General features: G+C 38.6%; 3 protein-coding genes. All 3 read left to right on the forward strand.

Annotation, left to right across the window (positions count from 1 at the left end; translation table 11 throughout):
• The first annotated feature begins 176 nt into the window (after window positions 1-176).
• The 3 genes from KJB35_RS27740 (at window position 177) to KJB35_RS27755 (ending at window position 3675) form a co-directional block, all read left to right on the forward strand.
• On the forward strand, window positions 177-908 hold the full coding sequence (locus KJB35_RS27740) for a hypothetical protein (RefSeq protein WP_140119776.1): 732 nt from the start codon (window positions 177-179) through the stop codon (window positions 906-908).
• Between the two features lie 144 nt (window positions 909-1052).
• Window positions 1053-1808: a hypothetical protein gene (locus tag KJB35_RS27750; protein ID WP_042524092.1), complete on the forward strand. Its 756-nt coding sequence runs from the start codon at window positions 1053-1055 to the stop codon at window positions 1806-1808.
• Between the two features lie 370 nt (window positions 1809-2178).
• On the forward strand, window positions 2179-3675 hold the full coding sequence (locus KJB35_RS27755; RefSeq protein ID WP_140335091.1) for a reverse transcriptase domain-containing protein: 1497 nt from the start codon (window positions 2179-2181) through the stop codon (window positions 3673-3675).
• Window positions 3676-3704 lie beyond the last annotated feature (29 nt).

Below are 3704 nucleotides of genomic sequence, written 5' to 3' on the forward strand. Positions count from 1 at the left end.
AACAAACTGTTCAAGAGGGATTCGCAACGCGTGGCATTTTCACTATGCGTTGGTTTTAGTGTTTATGGTGGTATGCGGCAGCATCGGTATTGCGTTACTCACCCCTTAACATGGCGTTAGGGCTCCCCGTAGATTTTGAGCTATATATTAATGCTGTACTTAAAAGGACAAGCATTATGTTTAATAGATTATGGTCAGTACCTTTTGTTCTACTTTCTGCAAATTTGTATGCAGACACGGAAGGAAAAATAAGAGCAGTAATCAACCCTGATGGCACTATCGACTATGTATACGAGTCTCTAGAAACCCCAACTCAAATTGCAAGTAGTAAAGTACTAAGCTCAAAAGACATAGCTGATTACGCTGGCTTGAGCGGTAACCAGCTTACGTCCTATGAGATTATTGGGGGGAGTAACGAAACCTTGGGTTTTTATATAGGTGCTTCAAAAGAAGATGCAGAGCCAGTCTCTTTAGCTCTATCTGAAGGACTCAAAGTAAAGTCTATTCCTTTTGATGCCATTCGTTCGAACTCAGCAGACTTCTATAAATTTAACACGGATACTGGTGCTTTAGACGGCGTTTTTCTACCATCAGAACCATCTCAAAAGAACATAGAGATTAGCCAGCTTATGCCAATAAACTGGAGCGCAACTAAATTGACAGGTTTTACACATGACAAGCCCGTCAAATCCTATAAACCTGTTCAAAAAGATGATTTCATAGCTTCTGTACGAGAATCGATGCTAGATCAAGCAATAGAATTAGCTTGTAAATCTCGTGTGATTCCAAAGGATATTTCAGTGAGTGCAAGTATTGGTGCATCGATAGCGTTTATAGTCGGTGGTGAGGGTAACATTGCATTTCAAGCGACATGGGAAACTGAGCAACTTTGTAAATTAAAGCCCTAACAAACTGTTTAAGAGTGATTCGCAACGCGTAGCATTTTTACTATGCGTTGCGTTTAGTGTTTAAGGTGGTATGCGGTAGCTTCGGTATTGCGTTGCTCACACCTTAACAGGGCGTTAAAAGTAAAATTATAGGTTCTTCGAATAATGTCAGATAAATTAGAACAGTGCTTACTAGATTATTATGACTATCATCATTCCATACTGCTACCTACGCTCTATGAAATTGATGAAAAAGTGTCTAGTAATACCCTTAAGTTACACCAAGCAATTGGCTTTAATATGGTGATTGCTCATGCTCTTGATTACATGCTCGCAATACAAAAAGAGCGTACTGATGAGCAAGTGAGTCGAAAATCGATTATGCAAAAGCTTGATATTGGCTATCACATTGAAGGTGGCAGGTTTACCAATAACAAGTTTCAGCTAATTGATGCAGTAAACAATTCCATGAAACATATCACTCTTGCTCCAAATCGATACAAAAAACTTATAGATGAATATGGCCATATGAGTTTTCGACTCTTGGTTGAAGATGCTGGTGTGGTTTATATGAAAACTGAACGTTATCAGTTTGATTATGGTCGTATTGTACTACGAAGTATTTCAAAAATTCTTGGATTCTCATACGAAGAGCCAGACATTATTTTGAGTACGATTGATGGCGAAGATGGCTATATAGATGCTTATGATCCTTACTTGGATTCTTCAGACCCTTCAACTGCAATTGATCGAATGATTGAGTATTGTAACCCGACTTGCTTTGATTGTGATGAAGGTGAAAGTGAGTGTACCTGTGAAGAGTTTAGGTATGGTGATGTTTCGGGGGAATTCAGTCCAGATATTGATCATGAATTTGACGTAGAATCAACAATGGCTGAAATAGGATCAAGCTGGAAATAGCCACACTCTAGGTCTAGTGTGTTTTACTTTTAACAAAGCATTTAAGAGTGATTCGCAACGCTTGGCAGTTTCGCTTCGCTCAAGTATAGCCAAGCGCCGCTCACACCTTAATGCGGCGTTAACTGGCTTCACATACTGCATATTCAACTTGATCATTATTACCTTATTGTGTATCTTGTTCGGTAAGTTCCCAATGGGAACAACGGTGTCGCCTTCTACTTGCTTTCGGGGAAGTTTTCAGCAGTGTAACCCACTTCTGACGGGGGCGAAGGGTCAAATTTTCGTCAACCAAATGGTAACTTACTTTTACTTGGGTTGACACCGTGGAAGAGCCTGAGCTTTGCTCAGGCTTTTTTGTATTAGGTTGGTTATGAGTTTAGAAAAGCAAATTGCACACGTTCTCAAAGAAGAATCGGAAAAACTAATTACAAGGTACCACGAATACCATAATAGACTTCATCTAGAGCATAAGCGCAATATTACCCGTTTGGGGCACACAGCACCCAAAAAGGAAGTTCATACGCCTAATTACTGGAAGATTGATAAAAAGTTCAATCCTTTCTATGTTCGGAAAAAGCACAAGAGTATAGCCAAATCGATAGCTAAAAGGATTGAAAGCCGAACTTACCTACCAAACGAACCATATATTAAGACTGTTCCTAAGTCCGATGGTGGTGAAAGAAAGGTGTCAATTTTTCAAATCCCCGACGCTGCTATTTCGAAGCTATTTTTTAATCGACTATTAGCTAAGAACAAGCATAGATTCAGTTCATTCTCTTATGCATACCGTAATGACCGGAATGTACATTTTGCTATTCAAGATATTGCTGTAGATCTACAGCGAAACGAGCGTACTTTTGTTGCAGAGTTCGACTTTTCAGATTTCTTCGGTTCAATTTCACATTCATATCTGAATGCCCAGTTTAATGAAAACGGCTTTTTCATTAGCCCTGAAGAAAAATATATCATTAAGGCGTTCCTAAATAATCGTGATAAAGGTATTCCTCAAGGTACCTCTATCAGTTTGTTCTTGGCTAATTTAACGTGTTGGAAATTTGATACATCTTTAGAGAAAGAAGGTGTGAAATTTTCTAGGTATGCAGATGACACAATAGTTTGGACCCCAGATTACAGTAAAGTATGTAACTCATTTGGGCTCATTAACCAGTTTTCTGATGAAGCTGGTGTAAAAATTAATGCTGCAAAATCTGATGGTATATCACTTTTAACGAAAAAAGGCTTTCCTTCAGAAATTAAACCTAAATACTCTCTTGATTTCCTTGGATACACTCTGTCAGTTGATAAAGTGTCTATTAAGGATAAGTCTGTTAAAAAAATTAAAAAACAGCTTTCTTATATCCTTTATCGAAACCTGATACAGCCATTGAAGCAATCTTCGCTTGCAGGGCAACATTATCCCTCTACAGGTGATGTCTACTTCTTAACAGCAATGATGCAAGTTCGTCGCTATATGTATGGTGGGTTGAGTAAAAAACAGATAAAGGACTACTTATCTGGGCGTACTAAACGGATTTATTTCAAAGGTGTTATGAGCTTTTATCCCCTCGTTAATGATTATGAGCAACTAGAGGCTCTAGACGGGTGGCTTTTATCTGTTATACATCGAGTGCTTAAAAAACGTGAGCGTATGCTGAGAGCTCACAGGCTAAATAGAGGGCATATTTTTCCTTTTGGTCTTAGTAAGGCTCAGTTACTTGCAACTTGCTCAACAACAAAAGTTCATGGAAAGCATCTACTCGAAATACCAAGCTTTCTATTAATCAGCAAAGCTTTGAGTAAAGGGCTTCTTGAAAGTGGTATAGAAAGGGTAATGAACCCAGACTCACTAAACTATGATTACCGGTAGAAAAGCCAGTTAACAAACTGTTTAAGAGT

The sequence above is a fragment of the Vibrio sp. D431a genome (genome assembly GCF_030248655.1).
Classification (GTDB): Bacteria; Pseudomonadota; Gammaproteobacteria; order Enterobacterales; family Vibrionaceae; genus Vibrio; species Vibrio alginolyticus.

Coding starts and splice junctions, on each gene's coding strand:
- KJB35_RS27750 (WP_042524092.1), top strand. CDS start 1,053: ATGTCAGATAAATTAGAACAGTGCTTACTAGATTATTATGACTATCAT.
- KJB35_RS27755 (WP_140335091.1), top strand. CDS start 2,179: ATGAGTTTAGAAAAGCAAATTGCACACGTTCTCAAAGAAGAATCGGAA.
- KJB35_RS27740 (WP_140119776.1), top strand. CDS start 177: ATGTTTAATAGATTATGGTCAGTACCTTTTGTTCTACTTTCTGCAAAT.